This window comes from Phaeobacter gallaeciensis DSM 26640, assembly GCF_000511385.1.
In the GTDB taxonomy this organism is placed as follows: domain Bacteria; phylum Pseudomonadota; class Alphaproteobacteria; order Rhodobacterales; family Rhodobacteraceae; genus Phaeobacter; species Phaeobacter gallaeciensis.
On sequence record NC_023137.1, the window covers coordinates 1604155 to 1631137 of the forward strand.

At 59.2% G+C, this 26983-nt stretch carries 23 protein-coding genes and 1 pseudogene; 10 read left to right on the forward strand and 14 right to left on the reverse strand.

Annotated elements, in window-relative coordinates:
• Window positions 1-166: 166 nt before the first annotated feature.
• The 5 genes from GAL_RS07720 to uvrA all read left to right on the forward strand — a co-directional run bounded on the left by GAL_RS07720 (window position 167) and on the right by uvrA (window position 8108).
• Window positions 167-1441: an MFS transporter gene (locus GAL_RS07720; protein WP_024097024.1), complete on the forward strand. Its 1275-nt coding sequence runs from the start codon at window positions 167-169 to the stop codon at window positions 1439-1441.
• 137 nt (window positions 1442-1578) lie between these two features.
• Window positions 1579-2157, forward strand: coding sequence for a DUF924 family protein (locus GAL_RS07725; protein WP_024097025.1), 579 nt, complete (start codon window positions 1579-1581; stop codon window positions 2155-2157).
• Window positions 2158-2347: 190 nt separating this feature from the next.
• A complete protein-coding gene (gene lpdA / locus GAL_RS07730) occupies window positions 2348-3742 on the forward strand; it encodes a dihydrolipoyl dehydrogenase (protein ID WP_024097026.1) in 1395 nt (464 codons plus the stop codon).
• A 128-nt stretch (window positions 3743-3870) separates the two neighbouring features.
• Complete coding sequence (locus tag GAL_RS07735) at window positions 3871-5121, forward strand: MFS transporter (RefSeq protein ID WP_040104010.1); 1251 nt, start codon at window positions 3871-3873, stop codon at window positions 5119-5121.
• A 110-nt stretch (window positions 5122-5231) separates the two neighbouring features.
• Complete coding sequence (uvrA, locus tag GAL_RS07740; protein ID WP_024097028.1) at window positions 5232-8108, forward strand: excinuclease ABC subunit UvrA; 2877 nt, start codon at window positions 5232-5234, stop codon at window positions 8106-8108.
• Window positions 8109-8899: 791 nt separating this feature from the next.
• Here uvrA and mmsB read toward each other — a convergent pair.
• Genes mmsB through GAL_RS07755 form a run of 3 tightly spaced genes read right to left on the reverse strand, consistent with a single transcriptional unit; the run spans window position 8900 to window position 11971 of the window.
• The gene (gene mmsB / locus GAL_RS07745; RefSeq protein WP_024097029.1) at window positions 8900-9775 is read right to left on the reverse strand and encodes a 3-hydroxyisobutyrate dehydrogenase; all 876 of its coding nucleotides are present in this window, start codon (window positions 9773-9775) and stop codon (window positions 8900-8902) included.
• Window positions 9772-10818 carry an enoyl-CoA hydratase/isomerase family protein gene (locus tag GAL_RS07750; RefSeq protein WP_024097030.1) on the reverse strand — a complete coding sequence of 349 codons (1047 nt, stop codon included), beginning with the start codon at window positions 10816-10818 and terminating at the stop codon, window positions 9772-9774. The genes mmsB and GAL_RS07750 overlap by 4 nt, the downstream gene beginning before the upstream one ends.
• Window positions 10819-10825: 7 nt before the next feature.
• Window positions 10826-11971: an acyl-CoA dehydrogenase family protein gene (locus GAL_RS07755; protein ID WP_024097031.1), complete on the reverse strand. Its 1146-nt coding sequence runs from the start codon at window positions 11969-11971 to the stop codon at window positions 10826-10828.
• A 306-nt stretch (window positions 11972-12277) separates the two neighbouring features.
• Between GAL_RS07755 and GAL_RS07760 the strand changes: the two genes are divergently transcribed.
• Complete coding sequence (locus GAL_RS07760; protein ID WP_024097032.1) at window positions 12278-14035, forward strand: O-linked N-acetylglucosamine transferase, SPINDLY family protein; 1758 nt, start codon at window positions 12278-12280, stop codon at window positions 14033-14035.
• Window positions 14036-14284: 249 nt separating this feature from the next.
• On the opposite strand, the gene GAL_RS07765 is transcribed toward GAL_RS07760, so the two are convergent.
• From GAL_RS07765 to GAL_RS07775, 3 genes are all read right to left on the reverse strand, one after another.
• Entirely contained in the window at window positions 14285-14884 is a 600-nt protein-coding gene (locus tag GAL_RS07765) for a L,D-transpeptidase (RefSeq protein ID WP_024097033.1), read from the reverse strand.
• Window positions 14885-15069: 185 nt separating this feature from the next.
• Entirely contained in the window at window positions 15070-16098 is a 1029-nt protein-coding gene (locus tag GAL_RS07770) for a fatty acid desaturase (RefSeq protein WP_024097034.1), read from the reverse strand.
• A 213-nt stretch (window positions 16099-16311) separates the two neighbouring features.
• Window positions 16312-17811 carry a CoA-acylating methylmalonate-semialdehyde dehydrogenase gene (locus GAL_RS07775; RefSeq protein WP_024097035.1) on the reverse strand — a complete coding sequence of 500 codons (1500 nt, stop codon included), beginning with the start codon at window positions 17809-17811 and terminating at the stop codon, window positions 16312-16314.
• A 132-nt stretch (window positions 17812-17943) separates the two neighbouring features.
• Here GAL_RS07775 and GAL_RS07780 point away from each other — a divergent pair, with 132 nt between their 5' ends.
• The 3 genes from GAL_RS07780 (at window position 17944) to coaD (ending at window position 19968) form a co-directional block, all read left to right on the forward strand.
• Entirely contained in the window at window positions 17944-18840 is an 897-nt protein-coding gene (locus tag GAL_RS07780) for a LysR family transcriptional regulator (protein ID WP_024097036.1), read from the forward strand.
• A 56-nt stretch (window positions 18841-18896) separates the two neighbouring features.
• On the forward strand, window positions 18897-19331 hold the full coding sequence (locus GAL_RS07785; protein ID WP_024097037.1) for a CBS domain-containing protein: 435 nt from the start codon (window positions 18897-18899) through the stop codon (window positions 19329-19331).
• 142 nt (window positions 19332-19473) lie between these two features.
• Window positions 19474-19968, forward strand: a complete 495-nt coding sequence (gene coaD, locus GAL_RS07790; RefSeq protein ID WP_024097038.1) for a pantetheine-phosphate adenylyltransferase — start codon at window positions 19474-19476, stop codon at window positions 19966-19968.
• A 69-nt stretch (window positions 19969-20037) separates the two neighbouring features.
• Here coaD and GAL_RS22645 read toward each other — a convergent pair whose 3' ends face one another.
• Both GAL_RS22645 and gap read right to left on the reverse strand, forming a co-directional pair.
• Entirely contained in the window at window positions 20038-20181 is a 144-nt protein-coding gene (locus GAL_RS22645; protein ID WP_024097039.1) for a hypothetical protein, read from the reverse strand.
• A 103-nt stretch (window positions 20182-20284) separates the two neighbouring features.
• The gene (gene gap / locus GAL_RS07800) at window positions 20285-21286 is read right to left on the reverse strand and encodes a type I glyceraldehyde-3-phosphate dehydrogenase (protein ID WP_024097040.1); all 1002 of its coding nucleotides are present in this window, start codon (window positions 21284-21286) and stop codon (window positions 20285-20287) included.
• Window positions 21287-21566: 280 nt separating this feature from the next.
• Here gap and GAL_RS07805 point away from each other — a divergent pair, with 280 nt between their 5' ends.
• On the forward strand, window positions 21567-22538 hold the full coding sequence (locus GAL_RS07805) for a DUF808 domain-containing protein (protein ID WP_024097041.1): 972 nt from the start codon (window positions 21567-21569) through the stop codon (window positions 22536-22538).
• A gap of 328 nt (window positions 22539-22866) precedes the next feature.
• On the opposite strand, the pseudogene GAL_RS22775 reads toward GAL_RS07805, so the two are convergent.
• From GAL_RS22775 to GAL_RS07835, 6 genes and pseudogenes are all read right to left on the reverse strand, one after another.
• Window positions 22867-23013, reverse strand: a pseudogene (locus GAL_RS22775) (IS5/IS1182 family transposase); the annotation flags it as partial.
• Window positions 23014-23423: 410 nt separating this feature from the next.
• Complete coding sequence (locus tag GAL_RS07815; protein ID WP_024097043.1) at window positions 23424-24074, reverse strand: energy-coupling factor ABC transporter ATP-binding protein; 651 nt, start codon at window positions 24072-24074, stop codon at window positions 23424-23426.
• Window positions 24061-24849 carry a cobalt ECF transporter T component CbiQ gene (gene cbiQ, locus GAL_RS07820; RefSeq protein WP_024097044.1) on the reverse strand — a complete coding sequence of 263 codons (789 nt, stop codon included), beginning with the start codon at window positions 24847-24849 and terminating at the stop codon, window positions 24061-24063. Before cbiQ ends, GAL_RS07815 begins: the two co-directional genes overlap by 14 nt.
• Window positions 24846-25433: a hypothetical protein gene (locus GAL_RS07825; protein ID WP_024097045.1), complete on the reverse strand. Its 588-nt coding sequence runs from the start codon at window positions 25431-25433 to the stop codon at window positions 24846-24848. Before GAL_RS07825 ends, cbiQ begins: the two co-directional genes overlap by 4 nt.
• Entirely contained in the window at window positions 25430-26047 is a 618-nt protein-coding gene (gene cbiM / locus GAL_RS07830; protein WP_024097046.1) for a cobalt transporter CbiM, read from the reverse strand. Before cbiM ends, GAL_RS07825 begins: the two co-directional genes overlap by 4 nt.
• Before the next feature lie 10 nt (window positions 26048-26057).
• Window positions 26058-26843 carry a DUF4198 domain-containing protein gene (locus GAL_RS07835; protein WP_024097047.1) on the reverse strand — a complete coding sequence of 262 codons (786 nt, stop codon included), beginning with the start codon at window positions 26841-26843 and terminating at the stop codon, window positions 26058-26060.
• Window positions 26844-26983: the final 140 nt, after the last annotated feature.

Sequence of the window (26983 nt, forward strand, 5' to 3'; positions counted from 1 at the left end):
AGCACACCCGGTTTTTGGTTCTCTTGGTCATGAAAATGCCAAGGGATTCCGTTCATAACGGGGCGCGGTGATGGCGCTGTCCGTGACCAGTTCAACAACCCCAACGAGGGGCCAGGGCCTGTTAGGCGTGCTCTGGCACAGACAAGCAAAGTAGGAGAGACGGGCAATGTGGCAGGTGCTGTCGAGCGCATGGGCGCTGCTGTTGGGTATGGGGATGCTGATGATCGGCAACGGTCTGCAGGGCACGCTCCTTGGTGTGCGGGGGGATATCGAGGGATTCTCCACGCTGCAGATGTCCTTTGTCATGTCCGCCTATTTTGTGGGCTTCCTCGGCGGGTCCCGACTGGCGCCTGAGATGATCCGTCGGGTGGGCCATGTGCGGGTCTTTGCGGCGCTGGCGTCGTTTATTTCAGCGGTGATGATTCTGTATCCCGCGATCACCAACCCGGTGGCCTGGATGCTGGGCCGTGTGGTCATCGGATTCTGCTTTTCTGGCGTGTATGTCACCGCAGAGAGCTGGCTCAACAACGCCTCCGACAATGCCAATCGCGGCAAGGCGCTGTCGCTTTACATGATTGTGCAGATGGTCGGTATTGTCAGCGCGCAGGCGCTGATGCTGGTGGGCGATCCCTCCGGTTATGAGACCTTTGTGATTGCCTCGGTGGTGGTTTCTGTCTCCTTCGCGCCGATTCTGCTGTCGATTTCGCCGACGCCTGCCTTTGACCGGACCAAGCCGATGTCGCTGCGCCAGCTGATGGACGCCTCGCCGCTGGGCTGTGTCGGCATGTTCTTGCTGGGCGGTGTGTTCTCGGCCCAATTCGGCATGAGCGCGGTCTATGCGGCCTCTGCCGGGCTGAGCCTGACGCAGATCTCGATCTTTGTCGCGACCTTCTATGTGGGGGCCGTGGTGATGCAATATCCGCTGGGCTGGATGTCGGACCGGATGGATCGCCGGGTGCTGATCCTGTTTGGCGCGGCGGTTGCGGGGGGTGCGGCCATCGGCGCGATGCTGCTGGGGGCGCAGTTCAACTTCCTGCTGGTTGCGGCCTTCCTGATTGGCGGCATGACCAACCCGCTTTACTCATTGCTGATTGCCCATACCAACGACTACCTCGACTATGATGACATGCCGGCGGCCTCTGGCGGGTTGGTGTTCATCAACGGGCTGGGGGCTGTGGCCGGACCACTGATCACCGGTTGGATGATGGGTGACAGTGTGTTTGGCGCGCCGGGGTTCTTCCTGTTCATGGCGGTACTGCTGCTGATACTGGCGGTCTATGCCGGCTATCGCACGACTCAGCGTCCGGCCATTCCGACCGAAGAGACCGGGATCATGTCACCAATGGCACCAACCGGGTCACCTGTTGTGGTTGAGTTTGCCCAGGAATATGCAATTGAGACGGAGATCGAGGAGCAGGAAGCCGCCGCTGAAGCTGGGTGATTGCGCTAACTGGCGGGATTTGTGGTGAAATTTTCACGAAACTGTCGTGTATGACGCAAATCGTGACGGGCTTCCCCTTGTAAAATCTCTGCAAAAGCGTCTGAATTTCAGGACGGTATCTATGTGGAGGCAGACCTATGACAGGTCCTGAGGAGATCCTAGACTTCTGGCTCGTGAGCACGAGTGAGAAGGGCTGGTATATGCAGGATGACGCGCTGGATCAGGAGATCCGGCGCCGGTTCGAGACGACGTGGGAGGCTGCCTGCGAGGGCAAATGCGACCACTGGCGCAGCGGGCCGAAGGGGGTTCTGGCCTATATCATCCTGACCGATCAGTTCCCGCGCAATATGTTCCGGGGGCAGGCGCAGGCCTTTGCCACGGATACGCTGGCGCTGGCGGCGGCGAAATGCGCGATCAGCAAGTCCTGGGATTTGAAGATCGACGAACCACAACGGCAGTTTTTCTACCTGCCGCTGATGCACTCAGAGAACCTGTGTGATCAGGAACGCTGTGTGCGGCTGATGCTGGAGCGGATGCCCAAGAACGGTGCCTCCAACCTGCTGCATGCGCGGGCCCACCGCGAGGTGATCCGGCAGTTTGGCCGCTTCCCCTATCGCAATGAGGCGCTGTCACGCAGCAGCACGGCGCCTGAAATGGATTACGTGATGGCTGGCGGCTATGGCAGCACCATGCGCAGTTTGCAGGCCGCAAGCTGAGGTCGTTGCTTTCGGGCTTGCCTGAAACGCATCCTGCCCTGACACTGGTTTTGCGCCGCGCCCCAAGGACCGGGGTGCGGCGCTGCTGTTTCTTGCATGGCTGCTATGAGCCTTCACTGGATGATTGCAGTGCAGCGAGAAATAGTTTAACGGTGAACTAGTTTTTGATCCAGCTTGGCGAGGAACCACCATGGCCGCAGAAACCTATGACGTGATCGTAATCGGCGCAGGCCCGGGGGGCTATGTGGCTGCCATCCGCGCTGCTCAGCTGGGGCTGAAGACCTGCATCGTCGAGCGCGAGCATATGGGCGGCATCTGTCTGAACTGGGGCTGCATTCCCACCAAGGCGCTGTTGCGGTCGTCTGAAGTGTTCCACCTGATGGAGCGGGCCAAGGATTTCGGCCTCAAAGCCGACAACATCGGTTACGATCTGGACGCGGTGGTGAAACGCTCTCGCGGGGTGGCGAAACAGCTGTCCTCGGGCATTGGTCATTTGATGAAAAAGAATAAGATTGCCGTTGTCATGGGCGAGGCGACGCTCCCGGCCAAGGGCAAGGTCTCTGTCAAAACCGAGAAGGGCACGCAGGAGCTGGCGGCGAAGAATATCGTGCTGGCCACCGGTGCGCGCGCGCGGGAGCTGCCGGGGCTAGAAGCGGACGGCGATCTGGTCTGGACCTATAAGCATGCGTTGGATCCGGTGCGGATGCCGAAGAAGTTGCTCGTCATCGGTTCCGGTGCAATCGGCATCGAATTTGCCAGCTTTTACAATACGCTGGGCGCTGACACGACTGTTGTTGAAGTCATGGACCGGGTGCTGCCGGTGGAAGACGCGGAAATTTCTGCCTTTGCCAAGAAGGCCTTTGTCAAACAGGGCATGAAGATCATGGAGAAAGCCATGGTCAAGCAGCTGGACCGCGGTAAGGGCAAAGTCACCGCCCATATCGAGGTTGGCGGCAAGGTCGAGAAACAGGAATTTGACACGGTGATTTCCGCCGTGGGCATTGTTGGCAATGTCGAAGGGCTGGGGCTTGAAGAGCTGGGCGTCAAGGTCGACCGCACCCATGTGGTTACCGACGAGTACTGCCGCACGGGCGTCGATGGCCTCTATGCCATCGGCGATATCGCCGGTGCGCCCTGGCTGGCACATAAGGCCTCCCACGAGGGCGTTATGGTGGCCGAGCTGATCGCGGGCAAACATGCGCATCCCGTAAAGCCCGAGAGCATTGCCGGCTGTACCTACTGCCATCCGCAGGTTGCCTCCGTCGGCTATACCGAGGCGAAGGCCAAGGAACTGGGCTATGACATCAAGGTCGGCCGCTTCCCCTTCATCGGCAATGGCAAGGCGATTGCGCTGGGTGAGGCAGAAGGCATGGTGAAGACCATCTTTGACGCCAAAACAGGGGAACTGCTGGGCGCCCATATGGTTGGTGCGGAAGTGACCGAGATGATTCAGGGTTATGTGGTCGGCCGCCAGCTGGAAACCACCGAAGAAGACCTGATGAACACCGTCTTCCCGCATCCGACGCTCAGCGAAATGATGCATGAGAGTGTACTGGATGCCTTTGACCGGGTGATCCATATGTAAGCTGGTCTTGGCCCGCTAGATTGAGATGACAGGAACGCCCGAGGCATCGCTTCGGGCGTTTTTCTGTGTGGTTTTTTGGACTGAGGCGTTCAGCCTGTCTGGCGCTTCGCTGTCAGGCGGGGTATGTCCTGCGCTTCGGCCGGTCCTGGCGGATTTCCTGCGCAAGGCGCAATTGCATTGAGGGCAGCCCCATGAACACACCCCATATCCGTGAACCACAGACCCGCTGGGGTGTGGTGATGATAATCTGGGCCGCCGGTCTGGGCGCTGCGGCGCAATATGGCAAGATCGCGATCATCTTTGACCAGCTAAGCCTGCTATATCCGGTGGCGGGGTCCACGCTCAGCCTAGTGGTCACCATGGTCGGTGTGCTTGGCATTCTGCTGGGCGTGGTTGCGGGCGGGTTTGTCGCCTCCTTCGGGTATCGCCGCAGTCTTGTGTGGGCGCTGTGGATCGGGGCGGTGATGTCGGCGCTTCAAGCGCTGCATCTGCCCTATGGTCTGTTTCTGGCAACACGGCTGATCGAAGGCCTGTCGCATTTGGGGATCGTGGTGGCCGCCCCGACGCTGATCCCGCAGATCTGCAGCCCACGCCATCGCGGCACCGCGCTGTCGATCTGGAGCACGTTCTTTGGTGTCTCCTTTGCGCTGCTGGTGTGGTTTGGCCTGCCGTTGGTTGCGGGGTTTGGCCTGTTGTCGCTGTTTGGCGCCCATGGGCTGATGATGGCGTTGCTGGCACTCGTGCTGGGACATGTGTTGAAAACGGTGCAGGTGCCCCCCCGTTTGCCGCTGGCCAAGCTGGCGGACCTACCAGCGCTGCATCTGGAGATCTATCGCTCCCCGGCGAAAGTGGCCCCGGCGGCGGGCTGGCTGTTCTACACCACCTGTTTTGTCGCCTTGCTGACGGTGCTGCCGCCGCATCTGGATGCAGCCACGCGCGTGGGGGTGATCAGCGCCATGCCACTGGTCAGCATCGCCACTTCAATGACGCTGGGCGTCTGGCTGCTGCGGCGGATGGCGGCTGTGCGCGTGGTGCAGGCGGGGTTCCTGCTGGCCGCTGGTGGTGCAGTCTGGCTGCTGCTGACGCCCGGTCTGCCGCTGGCTTGCATGGCGCTGGCGGTGGCCTTTGGGCTGGTGCAGGGGGCGAGCTTTGCCTCCGTGCCGCAGCTGAACGCCGAGGCGGCGGAGCAGGCGCAGTCCAATGGCGCGATGAGTCAGGCGGGCAATCTGGGCAATGCGGTTGGCACACCGCTGATGGTGGCCGCGGTTGCCTTTGGCGGCTACCACGGGATGATGACCATGGCGCTGATGCTGTTCGTCGGGGGCTTTGCCGTACATGGAATGCTGGCCCGTCGACGCGGGCAAACCGCAGCAATCTGAGCGTGTTCGCGCTCCGTTCTCATTTTTCTATTGGAGACTCGGCGCGCAGTCCCTATCTGTAGGGTCGGACACCACCCGCAAGGGCGGGTGGCGTTGAATTTGGGGGCAGTATGGCTGAGTTGAAATCGATCGAAGTGCGCGGTGCGCGCGAGCACAATCTGAAAAACATCGACGTGGATATTCCCCGCGATCAGCTGGTGGTGATCACCGGATTGTCTGGGTCGGGCAAATCCAGCCTCGCGTTTGATACCATCTATGCCGAGGGTCAGCGCCGCTATGTCGAGAGCCTGTCGGCCTATGCGCGCCAGTTCCTTGATATGATGGAAAAGCCGGATGTGGACCACATCAGCGGCCTATCTCCTGCGATCTCCATTGAGCAGAAGACGACCTCGAAAAACCCGCGCTCCACCGTGGGTACGGTGACCGAGATTTACGACTATCTGCGGCTGCTGTTTGCTCGTGCCGGCACGCCTTATTCGCCTGCTACCGGCCTGCCGATTGAGGCGCAGCAGGTGCAGGATATGGTGGACCGGATCATGACGCTGGAGGAGGGCACCCGTGGCTTCCTGCTGGCTCCGATCGTGCGCGACCGCAAGGGCGAGTATCGCAAGGAATTCCTGGAGCTTCGCAAGCAGGGGTTCCAGCGGGTGAAGGTTGATGGCGAATTCTATGAGCTGGACGAGCCACCGACATTGGACAAGAAATTCCGCCATGACATCGATGTGGTCGTCGACCGTCTGGTGGTCCGTGAGGGATTGGAGACCCGGCTGGCCGACAGCCTGCGCACCGCGCTGGATCTGGCGGATGGGATTGCCATTCTGGAGACGGCCCCTCGCGCGGCGGAGGGTGAAGAGACGCCGGAACCCGAGCGGATCACCTTCTCTGAGAACTTTGCCTGCCCGGTCAGTGGCTTCACCATTCCTGAAATTGAACCTCGGTTGTTTTCCTTCAACGCGCCCTTTGGGGCCTGCCCGGAGTGTGACGGTCTGGGGGTTGAGCTGTTCTTTGACGAGCGGCTGGTGGTGCCGGATCAGAGCCTGAAGATTTATGACGGGGCGCTAGCGCCCTGGCGCAAGGGGAAATCGCCCTATTTCCTGCAGACCATCGAGGCGATTGCCAAACATTATCAGTTCGACAAGAACACCAAGTGGAAGGACCTGCCCAAGAAGGTGCAGGAGGTGTTCCTGCGCGGCTCCGGGGATGAGGAAATCAAGTTCCGCTACGATGAGGGTGGCCGCGTTTATGAGGTGACCCGCGTGTTCGAAGGGGTGATCCCCAATATGGAACGGCGCTATCGGGAGACCGATTCCAGCTGGATCCGGGAGGAGTTCGAACGCTATCAGAACAACCGCCCCTGTGGCAGCTGTGACGGCTATCGCCTGCGCGAGGAGGCTCTGGCGGTGAAAATCGCAGGGCTGCATGTTGGGCAAGTGGTGCAGATGTCGATCCGCGAGGCATTGGCCTGGATCGAAGATGTGCCAAACCACCTGTCGGCACAGAAACAGGAAATCGCCCGCGCCATCGTGAAGGAAATCCGCGAACGGCTCGGCTTCCTGAACAATGTCGGTCTGGAATATTTGACGCTGAGCCGCAATGCCGGGACCCTGTCCGGCGGTGAGAGCCAGCGGATCCGGCTGGCGTCGCAGATCGGCTCCGGCCTGACCGGCGTGCTCTATGTGCTGGACGAACCCTCCATCGGCTTGCACCAGCGCGACAATGACCGCCTGCTGGAGACGCTGAAAAACCTGCGGGATCAGGGCAATACGGTCATCGTGGTGGAACATGACGAGGACGCGATCCGCGAGGCGGACTACGTCTTTGATATTGGGCCAGGGGCCGGGGTACATGGTGGCCAGATTGTGAGCCACGGCACGCCGGAGGTGGTTGCTGCTGACGAAGGCTCGATCACCGGGCAGTATCTGTCCGGCAGCCGCGAAATTGCCGTGCCATCCGTACGGCGCAAGGGCAATGGAAAATCGGTGAAGGTCGTGAAAGCCACCGGCAACAACCTCAAGAATGTCACGGCGGAGTTCCCGCTGGGCAAGTTCCTCTGTGTGTCCGGGGTGTCAGGCGGGGGTAAGTCCACGTTGACCATTGAAACCCTGTTCAAGACCGCGTCCATGCGCCTCAACGGCGCGCGTCAGACCCCGGCGCCTTGCGAGACCATCAAGGGGCTGGAGCATCTGGACAAGGTGATCGACATCGACCAACGGCCGATCGGGCGCACGCCACGTTCAAACCCGGCGACTTATACCGGCGCCTTCACTCCGATCCGTGAGTGGTTCGCCGGGCTGCCGGAGGCGAAGACGCGGGGCTACAAACCGGGGCGCTTCTCCTTCAATGTCAAAGGCGGTCGCTGTGAGGCCTGTCAGGGTGATGGTGTCATCAAGATCGAAATGCACTTCCTGCCGGACGTCTATGTGGAATGCGAGACCTGTAAGGGTGCGCGTTACAATCGCGAGACGCTGGAAATCCAGTTCAAGGGCAAGTCGATTGCCGATGTGTTGGATATGACGGTGGAGGATGCGCAGCAGTTTTTCCAGGCGGTGCCGTCGATCCGGGACAAGATGGACGCGCTGATGCGGGTGGGCCTTGGCTATATCAAGGTGGGCCAGCAGGCGACCACCCTGTCGGGCGGGGAGGCGCAGCGGGTCAAACTGTCGAAGGAGCTGGCCAAACGCTCAACCGGGCGGACGCTCTATATTCTGGATGAGCCCACGACGGGTCTGCATTTCGAAGACGTGCGTAAGCTGTTGGAAGTTCTGCACGAATTGGTAGAGCAGGGCAACTCTGTTGTGGTGATCGAGCATAATCTTGACGTGATCAAAACCGCTGACTGGATCATTGATATCGGCCCGGAAGGTGGCGATGGCGGCGGTGAGATCGTGGCGGCAGGCACGCCAGAGAATGTGGCCGCAGCAAAGGGCAGCCATACCGGTCATTACCTCAAAGAAATCCTCGACGCTCGCAGTCTCGCGGCGGAGTGATCCGCCGCAGGTTTTGCGGTACCCCTCGGCGGGTCTGAGCCCACAAAACGAAGCGCCGCCGACATTCTGTCAGCGGCGCTTTCCACAGAGCTGGATTGGGACGGTGCAGCACCCATCGGGGGGGTGGGGGAGAGCCTGCGACCGAGGATGTGCAGGCGGCAGATGCCACGAACCAAAGTCTTTAATCCAATTGGCGTGGAAGTCTTCTTTTCAGAAGCCAAACGAACCTGTGTAAATGCGACGAAATAGACGAAACCGGTGGGGGGATCAGTGTCGTTTCTTACGTATTCGCAAAGGATCGCTTCTGTTAATTGTTTCCTTTCCCATTCTGTTTCCATTGTTAAGTCCCACAGGTTATCGGCCTGATGCCAATTGACAGGTGGTGTCCGGATTGCTTCCAGAGGGAGGGGCCGTTTCTAGCCGCATCGTCAGGGGTGATCAGATATGTCGTTGATCTAATGGTAGGTTGGCATATGGGTTTTCATGCGTCTAGGAAAAAGTTAACGCGTGCGGCGGCGTAAAAATGAGAATTTTATATTTCTTAACCGCGACCTGTCGTGATTGTTGAATTGTTAACGAATATTTCTCGACCAGATGCTGAGGTTTTTACGGCGGTTTATTCAGGAAAAGGCAGCTGGTGTATTTACCGTGTTAAACGCCAATTTAATGCAAAACGCCGCAACCCGGTCATGGGATGCGGCGATTTAAATTTTTTACGAAAGCGCGCGGATCATCAGGATCACAGCGGCCCCCCTTTTGTCGGTGGGCGGTGCCGCTGCGGTGACGCCGGATCAGTCGTGGCGGCTGCGCCCCTCAAAGCGGGGCAACATGGCGCTGAAATCCTTGCCTTCGCCGCCTTCTTCCTCAACAAACATGGAATAGAGCGCCTGCGCCAACGCCCCCATCGGGGTGTCTGCATCCGCACTATGGGCGGCTTGCTCTGCCAGGCGCAGGTCCTTCAGCATCAGCTCAGCAGCAAACCCGGGCTGGTAGTCATTGTCGGCAGGCGATTGCGGCCCGACGCCGGGGGCCGGGCAATAGGCGTTCATCGACCAGCTATAGCCCGAGGAGGTGGAGACCACATCGAACATCTTCTGCCGATCGAGGCCCAGTTTGTCGGCCAAGGCAAAGGCCTCGCAGGTGCCGATCATGGTGATGCCGAGGATCATATTGTTGCAGATCTTCGCTGCCTGACCCGCGCCGGCCTCGCCGCAATGCACGGCCTTCTGCCCCATAATGTCAAACAGCGGTTCCGCCGCTGCAAAGGCTGCAGCGGAGCCGCCGGCCATAAATGTGAGCGTGCCACCTGAAGCGCCGCCAATACCGCCGGAGACCGGGGCATCGACAAACATCAGGTTGGCGGACCCTGCCTGATCAGCCACCGCACGGGCGCTGTCGACATCAACGGTGGAGCAATCCACCAGTGTGGCGCCTGCGCTCATGGCGGGGATGACGTCATCTGCTACCGTGCGCAGGATCTGACCATTGGGCAGCATGGTGATCACCACCTCGGCGTCGGCCGCGGCCTCCGCGGCGGAGGCGGCCATGGTTACGCCCTCAATGGAGACATCAGCCATGTCAAAGCCGGTGACGCGGTGGCCCGCCTTGGCGAGGTTGGCCGCCATCGGGCCACCCATATTGCCCAGGCCGATAAATCCGATGTTCATGTGTTCTCCTCCTCAAACTGCAGCGTCTGCGTCGCCAGCGGCATCAGCATCTGGCTGACCGCCGTGGCAGGCACCGCGCCGTCGGCATATTGCCATTTAGGCTGGCGGTCCTTGTCGATGATTTGGGCGCGGATGCCTTCCAGAAAGTCGCCTTTCTCCATAGCACGATGGGTGAAGCGGTATTCCAGTTCAAGCGCCTTGCGAATGCCTATGGTGCCAAGGCGCAGCCGGTGCAGCATCTCAACCGTGGCGGCCATCGACAGCGGGGCATTGCGGTGCAGAGTTTTCAGCGTCTCATCGGCGAAGGTGCTGTTGTCCCGATCAAGCGTGGTTAGAATATCGCCCAGCGTCTCACCGGCGAAGCAGTGGTCGATGGTGTCGCGCAGCGCCTCCAGACGACCCTTGGGAGCGGCTTTTGCGGCGTTCGCAAGGAGATCGGCGCGGCCGGAGTGTTCCAATTCGGCAATCAGATCTGGCCAGCGGGCTTCGGGGATGTAGTGGTCCGCAAAGCCTGCGTAAATCGCGTCCGCCGCAGACATCCGTGCCCCGGTGAGGCCGAGGTATTCTCCCAGCCGCCCCGGCGCCAGGGCCAGCATCAAGGTGCCGCCAACATCGGGGATAAGGCCAATGCCAACCTCGGGCATGGCGATCTTTGTGCTGTCGCCAACAATGCGATGGGTGCCGTGGCAGCCGAGACCGACACCGCCACCCATGACAAACCCCTGAAGGAAGCTCACCACCGGTTTGGGGTATTCGAAGATCCGCGCATTCATGCGGTATTCATCACGCCAGAACCGGCGGCCATAGTCATAATCGCCACTGGTGCCAGTCTCGTAGAGTTCAGCAATGTCACCGCCGGCACAGAAGGCTTTCTCGCCCTCGGCGTCCATCACCACCAGATCAACGGCATCGTCCTTGGCCCAGGCCTTCAGCGCGGCGTCGACGGCCATGCACATGTCATAGCTCAGCGCATTAAGCGCCTTGCTGCGGGTGAGGGTGATCCGCCCGGCGCGGCCGGTGACGCGGATATCAATATCGCTCATGGCTGCCTCAGTGGTTTTCGGCCAGAAGATGGCGCGCGGTGATCACGCGCATGATCTCATTGGTGCCCTCAAGGATCTGATGGACGCGCAGATCACGCACCAGTTTTTCGATCCCGTAGTCCGCGAGATAGCCGTAACCGCCATGCAGTTGCAGGCATTGATCAACGACCTTGGATCCGGCTTCGGTGACGAATTTCTTCGCCATGGCGCAGTGTTTTGACGCATCGGGCGCGCCCTGATCCAGCTTCCACGCCGCCTGACGCAGGAACACGCGGGCCGCCTGAAGTTCGATTTCCATATCCGCAAGGCGGAATTGCAGGCCCTGAAACTGATCAATGGGTTTACCAAACGCCTTGCGCTCGGACATATATTGCAGGGTCATGGTCAGCGCCTGCTGGGCCGCGCCGAGGGAGCAGGAGGCGATGTTCAGACGTCCGCCATCGAGACCTTTCATCGCGTAGGTGAAGCCCTTGCCCTCTTCTCCGACCAGATTTTCGGCGGGGATTTTGCAATCGTCGAACTGAACCTGGGCAGTGGGCTGGCTCTTCCAGCCCATTTTATCCTCAAGCCCGCCAAAGCTGAGGCCCGCGGTGCCGTCTTCGACATAAACGGTGGAGACACCTTTGGGACCGTCTTCGCCGCTGCGGACCATGCAGACATAGGCGTCGGAATAGCCGCCGCCGGAGATGAACGCCTTGGTCCCGTTGAGGGTGTAGCCCTCATTGGTTTTGGAGGCGCGGGTTTTCAGCGCCGCAGCATCAGAACCGGAACCGGGTTCCGTGAGGCAGTAGCTGAGCACGGTCTTCATCGACAGGATATCAGGCATGATCCGCGCCTTCATCTCGTCGCTCGCAAAACTGTCGAGCATCTTGGCGCACATGTTGTGGATCGACAGGAAGGCTGCCACCGACGGGCAGGCCATCGACAGCGCTTCAAACACCAAGGTGGCATCCAGTCGGGACAAGCCCGCGCCGCCGGTCTCCTCGGAAACATACAGCGCGCCAAAGCCCAGCTCCCCGATCTGCGGCCAAAGAGATTTCGGAATGGTGCCCTCGGCCTCCCACTGGCGGGCGAAGGGGGCGATATGCTCCTGTCCAAAGGCGAAGGCCATATCGAAAATGGCGGTCTGTTCCTCGGTCAATGCGAAATCCACAGCGTGTCCTCCCTCGTGTGAACGCAGCCCGGCCCGGATATGACCCGCCGGAGTCGTCATGAATTGAACGGTTGTTTATTTTTTAGCGACCCAAGGGCATCAGGGCAAGCCGCAGCGGTGCAAAGCTGCAGTGCAGAAATATCGGTGTGATCCGGGTTTTGCAGCGCGGGCAAGTTCATTGCTGCAAGGAGAAGCCTCAGCCCCTGAGTGAACCGTTTCTTAGGTATTTTCTTTCAAACTGACCGAAATTTATCAAAAACCGTGGCGCATTGCAGCCGCGGAGGATCAGCTGAGGGCAGACTTTCGATGAACAAGCCATTGCGTACCAAACATCTTTCGAACTCGGCGCGTCGCAAACTGGAAGCGGAGATGCAATCGCCAGCAGTATCCCTCAAGGCAGAGGCTGGCCAGGCCTTCATCGAAGGTGACTACCAGCGTGCGCGTGAGTTGACGACGCAGGCGCTGGTCTTCGAGCCGGATAATGCCACGCTGCATGCGGAGATTGCGTCGAGCTTCATGCAGGAAAAGAAATACGAACTGGCACTAAAGCACCTGATGGGCGCACTGAAACTGGAGCCGACCAACCCCAAATGGCTGAGCGCGATCGGGACCATCTTGTTTCTGATGGATAAGCTAGCTGATGCGGTTGGTTTCTTCGAGGCAGTGTATCAGCTGGATCCGGAAAATGCGATGAACGTCTCGCGTTTGGTGCAATCGCAGATGAACCTTTGCGACTGGACCGTTTATGAAGACCAGAAAAATAAATTGAGAATTCTGGACAACGACCCTGCCAATGGGGATCCATTCACCACGCTTTTGTATGTCGATGACGCGGCATTCCAGAAGAAACGCGTGGTTATGAAAACAAAGAAGAAAGCGACAATTTCGGCACGGAAGGTTGCGCGTAAATTCGACCGTACTCCGGTTTCGGATAGAAAAATCCGCGTGGGGTATTTCTCCTGTGATTTCTTCAACCACGCGACAATGTTCCTGATGGCGCGCCATTTTGAGCTGCATGACCGGGATAAATTCGAAATCTACATCTACGACTATAGCGAAGAACCGGATAATGTGATGCGTCAGCGTGTGCTGCGCTCAGCCGATTTCTATCGGAAGATCCAAGGTGTGAAAGACGAAGATGTCGCCGAACTGGCGCGAGCGGATGGCCTTGATATCGCCATTGATTTGAAGGGCTACACCAAGCATGCCCGGCCCGCGATTTTTGGGTTTCGTGCAGCGCCAGTGCAGATTTCATATCTGGGCTATCCAGGCACAACTGGCATGCCGACGATGGACTATTTCCTTGCAGATCCCATCACTGTCCCAAAAGAGGGGCGGCGCCATTTCTCAGAGAAAATCCTCTATATGCCGAACTGTTATCAGGTGAATGATAACAGTCGAGAGCATCCCGAAAACCGCCCAACACGGGCCGATATGGGGCTGCCGGAAGAGGCAGTTGTGTTCTGCGCGTTCAACAACCACAATAAGGTTACCCCGGTCGAGTTTGATATCTGGATGGATCTGCTGAAGCAGGTGGACAACAGCGTTCTGTGGTTCCTGGCTGCCGCTGATGTTGTGCGTGCCAATATCCTGAAGGAAGCTGCGGCGCGCGGTGTGCCTGCGGATCGCATTGTTTTTGCTGGCCGGTGCAGCACGCCTGATCACGTGGCCCGTCTGCCTCTGGCTGATATCTTCCTCGACACATTTGCCTGTAATGCCCACACCACAGCGAGTGAGATGCTGTGGTCTGGTGTGCCTGTGGTCACCAAACCGGGGGAGCAGTTTGCCGCCCGTGTTGCGGCCAGCATTGTGACGGCGGTTGGTTGCCCTGAGCTGATTGCCGAAACGGATGAGGCGTATCGCGCATTGGCACTGCGTCTGGCCACCCGGCCTGAGGAGCTTAAGGCGCTGCGCGAGAAGCTTGCTGCGAATATCTCTACCACGCCGCTTTATGATACTGAGCAATATGTTCGGGATTTCGAGGCGCTGATGGAAAAGGCGATCCTGCGCTATGATGACGGTCTGAAACCGGATCATCTTAGCCTCGCTGACGGCAAGGTCTAACCTCCGCGAAGACGCAAGGTGCGTTGCGACCAGGCACGGGCTGTCTGCTGTTGGATCCCGCGTTGGGGGTGATCAGACTGACCACATAAAAAGCGCGTCCCGGAATGCCGGTGCGCGCTTCGCTGAGTTGCAGTCGACTGGTTTCTGCTGCTTGAGGTTCGACCTTGGCAGATAGAGCCGCGTTGGTGGCATCCCACGTTATGCGCTGGCGAATAGGCAGCGGGTCTATCTGCTGGGCTTCGTCGACGTCTAAAGCAGGCGCACCTGGGTGCCGACCTGGACCATTTCATAGAGCGCTTCGACGTGCTGATTATAGAGGCCGATACAGCCGGAACTGCTTTGCCGTCCGATCTTGCGGGTATCATGGGTGCCATGAACCAGATAGGCGGGCCAGCTGAGGTACATGGCGCGGGTGCCCAAGGGGTTGCCAGCGCCGCCATCCATCCGCAGGGGCAGCGAAGGGTCGCGTTCGCGCATCGAGGCTGTCGGCGTCCAGCTCGGGTTCTTGGCCTTGCGCACCACCTTGGTGTAACCGCGCTTGGTCAATTCCTCTGTCATCGGCACGGAGGAGGGGAACAGCCGGTAGGTGACCCCATCACCGCCCCAGTAGTGCAGCGCGCGCGAGGAGATATCGGCCAGCATACAGCCGACGCCCAGCTCATCAAAATGGTCCTGCCAAGCCTGCTGCTGGAAGGAAGAGATGTTGCGTTTTACCGGGATTTCGGTCTCGATCTTTGGCTCTTCCACCGGGAAAGCGTCGCTGGATTGCGCGCGCAGCAGGGTCGGGGTGGCCAATGTGGCACCAAGCCCGGACAGGGCGGCGCGGCGGGTCATATGAAGTTTGCTCATGGTATCCTTCGGCGGTCTGCTCGGACATGCGGCCTTTAATTAAGCATGGCACCGCGATTTCCTAGGGGCCGGGCGGTGATTTTCGCCAGCCTCACAGGGTTGTGTAACCTCAGGATGCCACAAATGGCGAAATCCCGCCGTTGTGACTGATAGCAGGCGGGATTGTCCGCCCCAGCTGGCAACGATCAGCCGTAGAGCTGACGGACCTGCGCGAAGGACAACAGGCGTTTGCTGTTCTCATCCCAGAGATGCAGCCGGGCGTTTGCGAGGCTTTCGCGGATGGTCATCCGGTTGCCCTCGGCCAGTTCTGCATGGTCGCGCAGCACCTGCGGGAGGCGGTAGAAGGGGATACGGCTGTAGAGGTGGTGCACATGGTGAATGCCGATATTGGCGCTGATCCATTGCAGTACAGGGGGCAGCACGTAATGTGAGCTGCCGTGCAACGCTGCGTCATGCAGTTGCCAGTCCTCTTCCTGTTCCCACTGGGTGGTCTCGAACTGGTGCTGAACATAAAACAGCCACAGCCCGGCGGTGGCCGCAAGCAGGGTCGCTGGGACGAAGATCAGCAAAAGCGGCATCAGCCCGCCGAAATACCAGATCGCGGCCAGCGCAATCACGATGGTGAGATTGGTGCCCATCGCGCTGATCCAGTAACGGGCCTGTCCCATCAGACCATAGGGAATACGGTTCTGCAGGAAAAACAGATAGCCAGGCCCGATAGCAAACAGGGTGACCGGGTGGCGGTAGAGCCGATACATCAGACGGCCCCAACGGCTTTCGGCGCGGTATTCGGCAACGGTCATTGTATGGATATCGCCCATGCCACGTTTGCCAAGGTTGCCATGGGTGCTGTGATGGATCGAATGGGTGCGGCGCCAGACGTCATAAGGCGTGAGAGTCAGTACACCGATGATGCGCCCGACCCAGTCACTGAGCCGCCGGTTGCTGAAAAACGAGCCATGGCCGCAATCATGCTGAATGGTAAAGAGCCGCAGAAGGAAGGCCGCGATCAAAACCGAAAGGCCCAGTGTCAGCCAGTAGCTGACCGAGAGTGACCACCAGGCCAGCGCCCAGAGCAGCACAAAGGGGACAACGGTGACGGTCAGTTCAAACAGGCTGCGCAGCATATTGGGCTCGCGGTACTGTGCGAGGATCTTGACCCAATCACGCGCCGTCTTCTCAGCCATCTGCGGCCCGTTCTGCTTTTGGGACATACTTATCTGCCTGTCGTTTCACTGCCTCTGGCAGACCGGATAGACTACCGGTGGTATTGAGCAAGTAAAATCCGTGCCAAATGCGATGAAATCACGCGCAAGTGCAAAGAAATACAGGGAGTGCGGCGCGGCAACACCAATTGCAGACACATGCAATGCAAAAAGGCCCCGGCAGCGCCGGAGCCTTAAATTGCAAGCGGATTGACTTAAAAATCAGTCCATCGCCTTGAAGTTGAATTCGCCACCTTCTTTGATGCCCGAAGGCCAGCGGGAGGTCACGGTTTTTGTCCGTGTGTAGAACTTGAAGCTGTCCGGGCCGTGCTGGTTCAGGTCGCCGAACATGGATTTCTTCCAGCCGCCGAAGGTGTGATAGGCCAGCGGCACAGGGATCGGCACATTGATGCCCACCATGCCGATATTGACGCGGGACGCGAAATCGCGCGCGGTGTCGCCGTCACGGGTGAAGATCGCGGTGCCGTTGCCGTATTCGTGGTCCATCGCCAGCTTCAACGCTTCCTCGTAGGTGCTTGCACGTACTGTGGACAGCACCGGGCCGAAGATCTCCTGCTTGTAGATGTCCATATCGGTGGTGACATGGTCAAACAGATGCGCGCCAACGAAGAAGCCGTCCTCATAGCCCTGCAGTTTGAAGTCGCGGTTGTCGACAACCAGCTTCGCCCCCTGATCAACACCAGACTGGATCAGGCCCAGAATGCGCTCCTTGGCGGCTGCGGTCACAACCGGGCCGAGGTCGACGTCGTCGCCTGCGGTGTAGGGGCCGACTTTCAGCTTTTCGATGCGCGGGATCAGCTTTTCGATCAGCTTGTCGGCGGTTTCCTCACCGACGGGAACGGCAACCGAGATCGCCATGCAGCGTTCGCCAGCCGCGCCAAAGCCTGCACCGACCAAGGCGTCTGCGGCCTGATCGAGATCGGCATCGGGCATGACGATCATGTGGTTCTTTGCGCCGCCAAAACACTGGGCGCGTTTGCCGTTGGCGGTGGCGCGGGAATAGATGTACTGCGCAATCGGGGTGGAGCCCACAAAGGACACGCCCTGGATGATTTCACTGTCCAGAATGGTATCAACCGCTTCCTTATCACCGTTCACCACCTGGAATACGCCTTCGGGCAGGCCGGCCTCAACGAACAGCTCGGCCAGCATCAGCGGCACGGAGGGGTCGCGTTCAGACGGTTTCAGCACCACAGCGTTGCCGCAGGCCAGCGCCGGGCCGACGTGCCACAGCGGCATCATGGCCGGGAAGTTGAAGGGCATGATGGAGCCAACAACACCCAGCGGCTGACGCATGGAATACATGTCGATGCCGGGGCCTGCGCTATCGGTGAATTCCCCCTTCAGCATTTGTGGTGCACCGATGCAATATTCGACCACTTCCAGACCACGCTGAAGGTCGCCCTTGGCATCCGGAATGGTCTTGCCGTGCTCACGGGAGAGCGCCTCGGCCAGCTTGTCCATGTCGCGGTTCATCAGCGCGACCATTTTCATCATCACGCGGGCGCGTTTCTGCGGGTTGGTGGCGCCCCAGGCCGGCTGCGCGGCAGCGGCTTTTTCGATCGCATCGGTGGTTTCCGCAGCGCTGGCCATCGGGCACTGATACTGCACGTCGCCGGTTGCGGGGTTGAAGACATCGTCAAACCGGCCGGAAGTGCCGGAGACCAGTTTGCCGTTGATAAAGTGGCCGAGCTCTTTCATCGGATCCTCCTCTGTTCATCTTGGCGATATCCTAGGCTTGCAAAAAACACTGGAAAAGAGGAAAGATCTCAAAGAGGCTTTGCAGGAACGCAAAGGTTAACAGAATGTTGACGGCAGGAGGAGGGAAAGCTCATGGATCCACAATGGGATGACATGCGGGTGTTCCTGGCAGTTGCACGGGAAAGCAGCCTGTCAGGGGCTGGGCGGATCCTGAAAATGGACCCGGCCACCGTAGGTCGGCGGATTTCCCGCTTTGAAGAGGCGCTGGATACGCCGCTGTTTGTGAAATCGCCGCAGGGCTATGCGTTGAGTGCAGCCGGAGATCGCCTGTTGGGTCATGCCGAGGCGGCAGAACAGGCGATGCGCGCGGGGCAGGAGGCCTTGGTTGGTCCCAGCGACACGCTGTCCGGGCAGATCCGTATCGGGGCGCCGGATGGCAGTGCCAATTATCTGCTGCCGCAGGTCTGCGCCAAGATTGGCGCCGAGAACCCGGATTTGGATATACAGATCGTTGCTCTGCCGCGGGTCATCAACCTCAGCCGTCGCGAGGCTGATATGGCTGTGACGGTCAGCGCGCCCACAGCAGGTCAGTTGCTGGTGCAAAAGATCACCGACTACAAACTGCACCTGGTGGGATCACGTCACTATCTGCGCGAACATCCGCCGATCAACACGTTGGAAGATCTGAAAGACCACAAGATGATCGGCTATATCCCAGACATGATCTTTGACCGTGAGTTGGATTACCTCAATAACCTCGGCATCGAACGGGTGGCGCTGGCCTCCAACTCGGTGTCGGTGCAGATCAAACTGGCGGCGGAGGGCACCGCGCTCTGCGTGGCGCATGATTTCACGCTGCCGTCGCATCGCTCCCTGCGTAAGGTATTGACCGACAAGATCAGCCTCAGCCGCAGTTTCTATCTGGTGCGTCATCAGGGAGATCAGCGCAGCGATCGGCTCAATCGGTTTGCCCAGGCGTTGTCAAAAGGCATACGCGACGAAGTGGTCAGGCTGGAAGGCTTGACTTGATGCCGCGATAGGGCAACCCTTGGTGGTACGCAAGAAAATTACAAAAAGGAGCGCCTATGCTGGTTCAATTGATTCTGAAGTCCAAGGCTAGCTCTGGGGTGGTTACCATTGCTCCCGAGGCAACCATATCTGAGGCAGCCAAGCTGTTGGGCGATCATAAGATCGGGACCGTGGTGGTCTCCAGCGATGGCGAGACCGCGGACGGGATCCTGTCCGAGCGCGATATCGTGCGGGAACTGGCCCGCAGTGGCTCCGGCTGTCTGAGCAAACCCACCAGTGAGTATATGACCCGTAAGCTGGTCACCTGCACCAGCCAGTCCAACGTCGAGGATGTGTTGAAACAGATGACCGAGGGACGGTTCCGCCACATGCCAGTGGTGGAAGACGGCAAGCTGATCGGTCTGGTGTCGCTCGGCGATGTTGTGAAGGCACAGCTGGCTGAGGTTGCAATGGAGAAAGATGCCCTTGAAGGCATGATCATGGGTCACTGACCCTACGCTTCGATGGCGGCCAAAGCCTGTGTCGAAGCCCTGACGTCACGGCGCAGGAGCGGCTCGGTATTTCCACGCTCTTGCGCCCCGATGACAAAAATGTTTGCTTGCGCGCATCCACCCAGCAGGCAGGAGAGGCCCCATGCGTATTGGCTTGTATCCCGGCACATTCGATCCCATCACATTGGGGCATATAGATATTATCCGCCGGGCCAGCGCTCTGGTGGACAAGCTGGTGATCGGCGTTGCGATCAACCGCGACAAGGGGCCATTGTTTTCGCTGGAAGAGCGTGTCGCCATGATCGAGGCGGAATGTGCCAAGCTGAGCGAGCAGACCGGCACCGAGATTGTCGCCCACCCGTTTGAGAACCTGCTGATTGATTGTGCCCGCGACGTCGGCGCGCAGATCATTGTTCGAGGTCTGCGGGCGGTGGCTGATTTCGAATATGAATTCCAGATGGTCGGCATGAACCGGGCACTCGACAGTTCGATTGAGACGGTATTCCTGATGGCCGAAGCGCGGCATCAGGCGATCGCGTCAAAACTGGTGAAGGAAATTGCGCGGCTGGGAGGTGATGTCTCCACATTCGTGACGCCTCTGGTCGAAAGCGAGCTGCGCCGTCAATTGGGCAAGTGACGCGCGCCACATTGATCGGATGCCAGGGCGGTCCCATTCGGGGCCGCTTTTTGTTGTCTGTCCGAAAGATCAGCGCCAGAAGGCGATCCAATCGATCAGTTCAAACAAGCGTTTGCCCAGAAAAACCATATGTTCAGTGCCAAACAGCCAGAGGTCCACGGCAACCGCGGTCAGGATCAGCAGCGCAAGAAAGAGGGCAACTTTGTTGGTCATGATCCCGGCTCAAAACAAGATACGCCCGGCCAGATATGCCTGACCGGGCGGTGTCTTACAAGTCGCGACGCTGCCAGAGGGCGCGCTAGGCCTGCGTCAGGATTTAGCCCAGACGTCCCATTGCAACGGCCACGTCCGCCATCCGGACGGAGAACGCCCATTCATTGTCATACCAGGCCAGAACGCGCACCAGACTGTTTTCCACCACGCGCGTCTGATCCGGAGCAAAGATCGAGCTGTGTTCTGTGTGGTTGAAGTCAATCGACACCAGCGGCGCAGGTTCATAGCCGATCACGCGGGACATATGGCCCTTGGCGGCTTCGCTCATGATGGCGTTGATCTCGGTCACGCTGGTCTGCTTGCTGGCGCGGAAGGTCAGATCCACGGCGGAGACATTCGGCGTCGGCACGCGGATCGCGGATCCGTCAAGACGGCCCTTGAGGTTCGGCAGCACCTCACCCAGCGCCTTGGCAGCACCTGTGGTGGTCGGGATCATCGCCATCGCGGCGGCACGGGCGCGGTAGAGATCGCTGTGGCGGCGGTCCAGGGTTGGCTGGTCCCCGGTGTAGGCGTGGATCGTGGTCATGATCCCGCTTTCAATGCCGACAGTTTCATCCAGCACCTTGGCAAGCGGGGCCAGGCAGTTGGTGGTGCAGGAGCCGTTGGAGATCATCCGGTCGCCGGCGCGCAGCTTGTCGTCGTTGACGCCGAACACGATGGTCTTGTCGACATTGGTGCCGGGTGCAGACAGCAGCACCTTCTTGGCACCCCGTGCCAGATGCGCCTTCGCCTTCTCGCCGTCGTTGAACTTGCCGGTGCATTCCAGCACAACGTCACAGCCAGACCAGTCCAGCTCATCCATGTTGTAAGTGGAGAACATCTGCATGTCGCCCCGGCCTAGGTTCATGGTGTTTTCACCCAGGGTTACCTCACCGGGGAAACGCCCATGCACGGAGTCGTATTTCAACAGATGTGCCGCGGTCTCCAGCGGGCCGGTGGCATTCACCTTGACCACTTCGATATCGTCCCGGCCAGAGGCTGCGATATGCGCCAAGGTGCAGCGGCCGATGCGGCCAAACCCGTTGATCCCGACTTTGATGGTCATATGCGTATCTCCAAGCGAGCAAGAATTGCCCTCGCTATAGCGACCATTCCCCCGGGTCAAAAGCTTAAAAATGGCTTTATTCCAGACTGTTAGCGCAAAACTTAACTGATTGCGGTAACAGAATTGACTGATTGCGATAACGTATCCGTCGGTGTGTGACTGTATAAGATCACAACGTTTGGCGCAGAGCGGGAACAAACGGGCCGCTCAATGTCTTGTACCTGATAGACGATAGGATAGGGTGGGCCAAAATGCGCGCGAATGGAAAAGGGGACCGGGTATGAGCGGTTTGTTGGCTTTGCTCGATGATGTGGCAGGCATTGCAAAGGTGGCCGCAGCATCAGTGGATGACGTGGCGGCGGCGGCGGGGAAGGCCGGGGCGAAAACTGCTGGCGTGATCATCGACGACGCGGCAGTGACACCCAAATACCTGCAGGGCTTCGCCCCGGCGCGCGAATTGCCGATCATCTGGCGCATCACCCGCGGGTCGCTGTTCAACAAATTGATCTTGCTGATGCCGGTCGCCATGTTGCTGGCCAATTTCGCGCCCTGGCTGATTACGCCGCTGCTGATGCTTGGCGGATCCTATTTGTGTTTTGAGGGAGCGGAGAAGATTTTTCACGTGCTGTTCCCGCACGCAAGCCACGCGGTCCACGAAGATATGAGCGTCAAGGATCCCGGCCATCTGGAAGAGCAGAAGATCAAGGGCGCGATCAAGACCGATTTCATCCTGTCCGCCGAGATCATGACCATCGCGCTGGCCGCGATTGAGGCGCCGAATGTCTGGATGCAGGCGGCAACGCTGGCGGTGGTTGCCATCGGGGTGACGCTGGCGGTCTACGGCTCAGTCGCAGTGATCGTGAAGATGGACGATGTGGGGCTGTATCTGGCGGGCAACGCACCAACGCCCATCGGGCGCGGGCTGGGCCGTGGGCTGGTGAAATTCATGCCGGTGCTGATGTGGATCCTGTCGGTGGTCGGCACCGCAGCGATGCTCTGGGTTGGCGGCTCCATCATTATCCATGGGCTGGAGGTGCTGGGCTTTGGCTGGCTCGGTCACCACATTCACGACTGGGCCTATGCCGTAGGTCACGCGGTACCTGCTGCATGGGAAGGTTTCGCCGAGTGGAGTGCCAAGGCAGCGATGGACGGTGTGTTCGGGCTTGCCTGGGGGCTGGTTCTGATCCCGCTGGCGACGAAGGTTGTGGGGCCGGTGATTGCGGCGATTTCAGGGAAGAAGGCCAGCCACTGACCAGAAGGCCGGTGCAAAGCACGATCAGCGCTCACCCTGTGGGGTGGGCGCGGGTGAGTGTTCGCGATTGGAGCTATCCTGCCAGGGCGACCTCTAGCCGCCGCGTTGAAGTATCTCGGCAACATCTATCAGCTTTGCAGCGCGTTCACATAGGCACTCAGCTTCATTTTGGTCAAGCTGCGTTGCTGTAGGCTTTGGCCCCATTCGGTTTCAGAGCCAGTAGATAACTAGGGCTGCAAACGCGATTGTTGACAGGAAGACTTATGAGCATCTGACGTATCGTGCCGCAACCCGCCGTCAGTCCTTCAGCCTGCTGAACATACTCCCAATCACTACCCAGGAGGGCATCGCGATTGATGAAGGTAATTCCGCTCAGAACACGCCGGTCACCGCCCCGCAGCTTGCGGTTGGCCTTCGGTACATAAGGTTCAAGATGGGTTATCTGTGCATCCGTCAGGCAGAAAAGATCAGACATATCGCCCCGCGTATTTTGAACTGTGGATTACGCTACCACCAGTAATCAATGTATCCTAAGCCTGTTTTACAGCCGCCGTTAGCTCGGTTGCAGCATGTTCGCTTACGGATCTCTTGAACCAGCAAGGCCCGCTCAGAGCTGACTTTCACGCATCGCACGTTTGAGCCGATCTGGCTCATTGGCGTTTCTAGCCGCTCGCTCGCAGCATACTGGATATCTCAGATGCAGAAAATTGCTCGCTGCCCCGTGGGGCTCAATGTGTCGACTGATCAGGGTTTCGGCATAGGTTGACCAGTGCAGGCTCAGGGACCGAACTTTGTCGGTACTGACCGCCTACGCGGAATGGTTCCACAATAGCGCCGACTTTGTAGCCGGTAGCGGGCCTGCCAGGGCACTGGTCAGCAAAAGCCCTATACCCTTGAAAGTGTCCGCTCCATCAGGTGATACCCTGTTGGAGCAATCTGTTCACGAAATTCAGGATCATGACTGACCAGTAGAACCGCCTGGTCAAGCTCTTTCAGAATCTCAGCCAGCCGCGCATAATTTTCTGGATCCAGTGCATTGGTCGGCTCATCCAATATCAGCACTTCCGGTTCCATTGCCAGAACCGTAGCCAGCGTCACCAGCCGTTTCTCACCGCCCGACAGCTTGTGGGTGACCCGGTCGCGCAGGTGCATCAGCCCCAGGCGAGACAATACTGCGTCAACCACCGCCAGGGCTTCCTGCTTGGATTTGCCCAGATTCAGCGGACCGAAGGCGACATCCTCGGCCACAGTCGGGCAGAACAGCTGGTCATCGGCGTCTTGGAAAACGAACCCCACACGGCGGCGGACTTCGTGAAAGTCCGGTTCACTGCTGCATGGTTTTCCAAAAGCGGTGACGGTGCCGCGATCGGGGGCAATCAGTCCCATAATAATTTTCAGGAGCGTCGATTTTCCTGCCCCATTTGGCCCGACTATCGACAGCCGTTCTCCCGCTTTCAGCGTCATCGAGGCGCCTTCCAGCACCGGATCAAGCCCAGGGTAGGCAAAATGAATATCATTCAGATCAAGAAGCAGCATAGGCGGCCTCAGCCAAGATCAGGGCAGTTAGGGCGGCGGAAAGCGCCGCGACGAAGAACCAGTCGGCTCGTCTCATACTGAAGTTCTCCAGCAGAATGATGCGGCCTGAGAACCCCCGGCATTTCATCGCTGCCAGAATGCGTTCCGACCGTTCGATGGCGCGCACCAGCATCATGCCAACCAGATAGCCGTAGCTGCGGTAGGTATGCCAGTTGGTGCGGGGACGGAAGCCGCGCAGTTTCATCGAGGTGCGCAGGCGCTGGTATTCCTCGCGCAGGACGTCGATGTAACGGATGGTGAACATCATCAGATGCACCAGCCGCTCTGGCGTTTTGAGGGCAAAGAGAGCATGCCCCATCGTCACAGGTTCCATGGATCCGACCAGCGTCATGACGGCGAGGATGACGGCATTTGCGGTCAGGGCAATCTCGGCCGCGCGGAGCAGGCCCTCCAAGCTTGCTTCCAGTCCCCATACAGAAAAGACTGGGCTGCCGGGAACAGTGAACGGCAGCAGCACCAGCATGAAAATGATGAAACTGTCCATCATCGCCATCCGCTTCAGCGTTTTCCGCGGCGGCAGACCGGAGAAGGCCAGCAGCCACATCGACAGGCCAAGCGCAGCTGACAGCACCCAAAGGTTGCTGAGCGAGACCACCACGACGGCATAGACCGCAGTCATTACGATGCGCATCCGCGGGTCAAGCGCGGTGACCTTGGCGCGGAATGCGCCGGTGCCGCCCAGCGGTTTTTCGTCGCCGGTCAGTACATAGGTCATGCGCTGCTGCCAATCTTGCGCCGCGCGGCGATGTAGAAGCCCAGTCCGAACAGCCCGAAGATATAACCAATGCCGCCAAGAATAGATTGGAAATCCGACTTGTTCTTAAACGCGGTCAGCTCCTGCCGGAGCGGGCGCAGTTCATTGCGCATCATGGTGGCAAGCTCAGCGCGGGCTTGGTCGGACAGGCCTGCAGCCGTGGCAACCGACGGGACTACAGCGGTGCTGGTCGCCGCCGCAGGCGCTGTCATGCTTTGGCTTTGGCCCATAATCTGTGCGACCTCTGCGGCGTCCATGATGACTTCGGCAACATGGCCGGCACCAAGGTCGCCGCGAAAGATATGCGTCACCGGTTCTGACGGGGTGAACAGGAAGAAACCGTCAGCGTTGGTCCTGGTTTCACCCAGTTTGCCGCCAGCTTCGTCAAAAACCTCTATCAGCAAGTCCGGAGCCATATCTCCGTTGGAAAAGCCGACTTCGCCCTCAATGTCTGATCCCGATGGAAACACCGAGGAAATCACATTGTGCGCCAATGCCGGCAGTGGTGCAAGCAGGGCTAGGATCAGCACGCAGGAGCGGATCATGCCAGGCTTCCTTTCGTGTCAAAAAACAGTTCGGGCTTCACCCGGCGGGCCAGAAAAATGGCGGCGCCGGACAAAAGCGCCTCGATCAGCATCACCGGGATATGGGAAAAGAACACAAGCTTGGCCGCCAGGATGAACTCGTCACCGGACAGCATCAGCGATACCGCAACTGCAAGGGTCGTGAGGGCAATTGCTGCACCGCCGCCGATGCCGCCCCAGATTGCGCCCTGCAGCGGTGAGCCGCGCGCCACCAGCGGGCGAAACATCAAGCCGACAAGAACAGCGGGCAGGGCAATATTCACGGCGTTCACGCCCAATACGGTCAGCCCGCCGAAGCCGAAGAAGACCGCCTGCAGGAGAAGCCCGACAAACAGGGCCGGGAAGGCAGCCCAGCCCAGCACCAGCCCTGCAAGCCCATTCAGGATCAGGTGAACCGAACTGGGCCCGATCGGGACATGGATCAGGGAGGCCACAAAGAAACTGGCCGACAGAACACCTGCCGCAGGAATACGCTCCAGCGGCAGGTTGCGCAGACCCATGGCAATACCGCCGACGGCGGCAACAGCGCCGCCGATCACAACCGGGTTCGACAGTGCGCCGTCTACGATATGCATAGGGTCAGTCTCACTTCAGCTCTTCAGCGTGGATCCACAGCACAGCATCCTGGCTGAGTTCCTTGCCCTCATGCTCTGTCGCCGGACCGGACCCCAGAGCCGCAAAACCCCAGTAGCCTGCTTTTGGAATACCAAAGGAGAACACGCCGTTCTGGTCTGCGATGGCAACAATCGCACCGCCTGGCATCTCACCCACGGTGGGGCTGGTGGTGGAGAATTTATCGAGATCTGGCTCCGCCGCCATGAACTCGATTTCAATCTCGGCACCGGAAACCGGCTTGCCATCTGCCAGAACCTGGCCGGAGAAGGTGGAGCCGACGATGACGTTGTAGGGCTTGTTCAGCGGCAGAATCTCGGTCGCGAGGCCCGCGGGCTGGTCCCAGTCGGTGGGCAGCGTATTGCGGTTCAGAACAACCTTGGAAATCTGCTGGATGTAGATGTCTTCGCTTTCCTCATAGTAGGGTGCGGGCACAGTCACCACGACATAGTCACCCGAGCGCTTCACCGGCACGGACGCCTTATAGGCAGAAGCCTCGTTTTCAGCGCCTTTGAAAATGGCGGCTTCGAGGCGGTCCGACAGGTCGGTTTTCTCGCCCTTGTGGATCATGAAGAATTCTTCCGGCGTGCCCATGTCCATCGCATGGCCGTTCGCCATCGGGTGCCAAAACACCAGCCCCATCGGTACGTCGCCGGGCTTCTCGATCAGCACGCTTTCGGTATAGTTTAGCTGGAAATGCGCCGACGCAGCGGCGGGAAGTGAAATGGCCAGAGCAGCGGCAAGGTAGTTCAGTTTCATATCGTCCTCATTCGACGATGCAGGCGCACCCGCAATCAGGAATGAACAACGGGGAGTAGTGGCACGGGATAGCCTGAACGGCACACGCGCCAGACGCGCACCCCGGCGTCCGGTGGAAAAGGGCCGTCGCCCCGCAAGCG

What these genes read in the sequence shown, in the direction of transcription:
- GAL_RS07725 (WP_024097025.1), top strand. Translation starts at nt 1,579, where the DNA reads ATGACAGGTCCTGAGGAGATCCTAGACTTCTGGCTCGTGAGCACGAGT.
- GAL_RS07835 (WP_024097047.1), bottom strand. Translation starts at nt 26,843, where the DNA reads ATGAAACTGAACTACCTTGCCGCTGCTCTGGCCATTTCACTTCCCGCC.
- GAL_RS07780 (WP_024097036.1), top strand. Translation starts at nt 17,944, where the DNA reads ATGGATCCACAATGGGATGACATGCGGGTGTTCCTGGCAGTTGCACGG.
- GAL_RS07825 (WP_024097045.1), bottom strand. Translation starts at nt 25,433, where the DNA reads ATGATCCGCTCCTGCGTGCTGATCCTAGCCCTGCTTGCACCACTGCCG.
- lpdA (WP_024097026.1), top strand. Translation starts at nt 2,348, where the DNA reads ATGGCCGCAGAAACCTATGACGTGATCGTAATCGGCGCAGGCCCGGGG.
- cbiM (WP_024097046.1), bottom strand. Translation starts at nt 26,047, where the DNA reads ATGCATATCGTAGACGGCGCACTGTCGAACCCGGTTGTGATCGGCGGC.
- GAL_RS07720 (WP_024097024.1), top strand. Translation starts at nt 167, where the DNA reads ATGTGGCAGGTGCTGTCGAGCGCATGGGCGCTGCTGTTGGGTATGGGG.
- GAL_RS07760 (WP_024097032.1), top strand. Translation starts at nt 12,278, where the DNA reads ATGAACAAGCCATTGCGTACCAAACATCTTTCGAACTCGGCGCGTCGC.
- GAL_RS07750 (WP_024097030.1), bottom strand. Translation starts at nt 10,818, where the DNA reads ATGAGCGATATTGATATCCGCGTCACCGGCCGCGCCGGGCGGATCACC.
- cbiQ (WP_024097044.1), bottom strand. Translation starts at nt 24,849, where the DNA reads ATGACCTATGTACTGACCGGCGACGAAAAACCGCTGGGCGGCACCGGC.
- GAL_RS07770 (WP_024097034.1), bottom strand. Translation starts at nt 16,098, where the DNA reads ATGTCCCAAAAGCAGAACGGGCCGCAGATGGCTGAGAAGACGGCGCGT.
- mmsB (WP_024097029.1), bottom strand. Translation starts at nt 9,775, where the DNA reads ATGAACATCGGATTTATCGGCCTGGGCAATATGGGTGGCCCGATGGCG.
- GAL_RS07775 (WP_024097035.1), bottom strand. Translation starts at nt 17,811, where the DNA reads ATGAAAGAGCTCGGCCACTTTATCAACGGCAAACTGGTCTCCGGCACT.
- gap (WP_024097040.1), bottom strand. Translation starts at nt 21,286, where the DNA reads ATGACCATCAAAGTCGGGATCAACGGGTTTGGCCGCATCGGCCGCTGC.
- GAL_RS07805 (WP_024097041.1), top strand. Translation starts at nt 21,567, where the DNA reads ATGAGCGGTTTGTTGGCTTTGCTCGATGATGTGGCAGGCATTGCAAAG.
- GAL_RS07765 (WP_024097033.1), bottom strand. Translation starts at nt 14,884, where the DNA reads ATGAGCAAACTTCATATGACCCGCCGCGCCGCCCTGTCCGGGCTTGGT.
- GAL_RS07785 (WP_024097037.1), top strand. Translation starts at nt 18,897, where the DNA reads ATGCTGGTTCAATTGATTCTGAAGTCCAAGGCTAGCTCTGGGGTGGTT.
- GAL_RS22645 (WP_024097039.1), bottom strand. Translation starts at nt 20,181, where the DNA reads ATGACCAACAAAGTTGCCCTCTTTCTTGCGCTGCTGATCCTGACCGCG.
- GAL_RS07815 (WP_024097043.1), bottom strand. Translation starts at nt 24,074, where the DNA reads ATGCTGCTTCTTGATCTGAATGATATTCATTTTGCCTACCCTGGGCTT.
- coaD (WP_024097038.1), top strand. Translation starts at nt 19,474, where the DNA reads ATGCGTATTGGCTTGTATCCCGGCACATTCGATCCCATCACATTGGGG.
- uvrA (WP_024097028.1), top strand. Translation starts at nt 5,232, where the DNA reads ATGGCTGAGTTGAAATCGATCGAAGTGCGCGGTGCGCGCGAGCACAAT.